Origin of the sequence: Luteolibacter pohnpeiensis, from assembly GCF_016595435.1 — a bacterium.
In the GTDB taxonomy this organism is placed as follows: Bacteria; Verrucomicrobiota; Verrucomicrobiia; order Verrucomicrobiales; family Akkermansiaceae; genus Luteolibacter; species Luteolibacter pohnpeiensis.
This window is the reverse complement of the sequence record NZ_JAENIJ010000087.1, coordinates 1-2,583: the sequence shown is the minus strand read 5'-3', so window position 1 is coordinate 2,583 and position 2,583 is coordinate 1. Positions and strand designations below refer to the sequence as shown.

Here is a 2,583-nt window from a genome sequence, read left to right as displayed (position 1 = left end):
CAATCTCAGGAAAACGGCGAAGTCCTGCTGACCGTCTTCTACTCAGGAACCGAAGTGCCACACGAAGAAACAGAGGATCTCCGCACGCTCTTCCGGGAGCCTGCACCCGGCGCGATTCCGGTGGGAATCTGATTCGAAAAAATTAAGAACCGATAGGCCTCCGCAAAAGCGGAGGTCTTTTTCTAGGACAGAATCGTAGCCGGATCACTGAACGCGTCATCCGCGAAGCGTCCGCCCTCTCCATAGTCCTTGTGATACGTGGTAATGCTGCCGTCCGAAACACTACGAAAACCGCTCACACTGAAGCCATCTCGACGAGCTTTTGATAAATCTGTTCAGCGGCGATGGCTGCATACAAATCCTGCCCAGCCTGTCCTGGATGATTCCCGTCGTTGGTAACTGTCCAATCCAGTAAATAATACGATGGATCGAACCACTTGATGGGCTGCTGAGATGAAATATAAGCCGCCCGGCGTTGATCGGCCACGGCATCCCAGCCCGCCTTAATGGCATTATCCAGCGATATACTTCCCCCAAGGATATTGCTCAGTCCGATACAGATGGCGTTCGGATTAGCAGCGTGAATCGCGTTGATCACGGTGGGTATTGCAGCTGTCGTCGCAGCGAGTGATTGGAAGTTCTGGCTGCCGATGAATAGATAGACCGGCATCGATTCCCCTTCGCCATAACGAATGAAATCAGCGATGCGATTGGGATGTGACCACGGGGTTCCCCCTGCATCCCATCCGGTGCCGCCGACAGCAGAAATGATGTAGTTGTCTTCCAGACCAAGAGTTTGAGCGATCGATGTTCCCAGATGCCCCGCCGCATATTGCAGATACGTTCCTGCGCTGATCGAATCACCGATCTGTATTAACTTCGGAGCTGCCGGGTCGACGCGCCATGGAATCACAATGCCTTCAGGTCTTGTTACGATCCCCATAAAAGTAGCTGGGCCGTTACAGATGATTTCCCATCGGCGCCATTTTCGGGACGAATGCGCCGGAAAGAAAAACTTTGCCTCAACGCTTAGGCCGACACCTGCCCCTGTCGTGCTAATTTGGGACATCTTTCCTGCCGGAAGGTACTCGTAGTCGCCGGGATCTTCGATCGACAGCTGAACAACAACCCCGTCCCCAGTCGAACTGAGTTGTGCCACGCGAAGCACCATTGGCGAACCGGGCGCATCATTTTCGCCACCGTCAAATGTGATTAGATCGCCCAGTGCATATCCTGTCCCATTGGTCAGACGGGTGATCGTCACCTCCGCTTTTCGATAACTAACCGCATCACTACCGAAAGAAACTTTAAAATACCTATAGTTCCCAGAGTTTGTAAATGCGACCGGCTGTACCCTCTCAGCAATCTCGCCATCAATCATGACTGAAAATCCAGATCCCCACGCCTCAAGAAAACAGAGATCAAGCTCCGGCTCGTCGGTTTCGATTCGGATTCGGTAAGGGTTCTGGTTCCTGCCTTTGCCTCCCGCCGCGTCAGTAATATGCGCCGCCTTGAGGGTGGATCGGTTTCCCGTCTCTATGATCTCTTCAAATTCACAACCCGCCATGACCATCCGGTTGTTGCTGAGGTCAGGTGCAAAGCGGACCATGCCGTTCACGAAATTGCCATCGACCGAGCTGCCATTTCCTCCACGTGTCACCGTGGGAGGGTTTGCCATAAGCCTGTATCGACCTTGCTTCTTTCTGCCGATCAGGAAGGAAGCCAATCGGGAATGAACATCCAACCCCTTCCGGAAAGTTGCCTTCTTTTTGAAATCCAGTGGTATCTCGCGCGAGCCTCCACCTGTCGGATTCTCGGTATTATAGACCTTCATTGGATTACGAGTGCATCTTCCCCGATGACCAGCGGATCAATGCCGATGGTAAGTGCTCCATCAGGAACGCCTCCTGAACTGGCGATGATGATTAGAATTGGGTGCATGGTCTTATACTGGGTCTAGCTCACCGATCACCCGCCACTGATTGCGGGCAATTCGCAGAATCGCAAAAGTTGAATATGGGCCGATCGATTGACGCTTGTCGCTTGGGAACAGATCCACCCCACCAGCCTCGGCAAGTCGGATGACTCCAGATCCACCTTGGTCAAAGATGATAAAGGCCCCATCAGGGAAATCCCCGGAATCTTCATTCGGAAGGTTAACTGCGATGATCTCGTCTGCGGTAAATTCCCGGCACTTGCCTGCATCCATCGGTGTTAGCGACAGATCCGTGTCGGCAGTGCTAATCACCGGAATACCGGCCATCGCTGCACTTAGATCCTTGCGGATTGCGCTCTCCGCTGCAGTCGCCCGATCACTTTCAGTAGTCACCATCGCTCGCGCAGTGGCCGCTACTGTCACCGCTTCGCCAGCAATTGATTCAGCCACGCTAGTATCCCCCGGCGGGCCTTGCGGACCGACAGGGCCACGCTGGGTAGCTTCGTAATCGGCAAAGGTCTTGCCAGCATTTTCCGGCTTCGAGAGCCACAAGTCAAAAGCACTGCGCCCCGGCGGGCCGGATTCGAGTTCAACGGTAACGGTTTGGGTAACGATCATGAAAGCGGAAGGGTCACCGAGTTGGCGAC

The 2,583-nt window shown here is 53.9% G+C and carries 2 protein-coding genes; both read right to left on the bottom strand.

The window, feature by feature from the left end; translation table 11 throughout:
* Nucleotides 1-295: 295 nt before the first annotated feature.
* Nucleotides 296-1,726, bottom strand: coding sequence for an SGNH/GDSL hydrolase family protein (locus JIN85_RS20065; protein WP_200274201.1), 1,431 nt, complete (start codon nucleotides 1,724-1,726; stop codon nucleotides 296-298).
* Nucleotides 1,727-1,945: 219 nt separating this feature from the next.
* Nucleotides 1,946-2,583: hypothetical protein (locus JIN85_RS20060; protein WP_234047533.1), on the bottom strand; the 638-nt coding region annotated here is incomplete at its 5' end.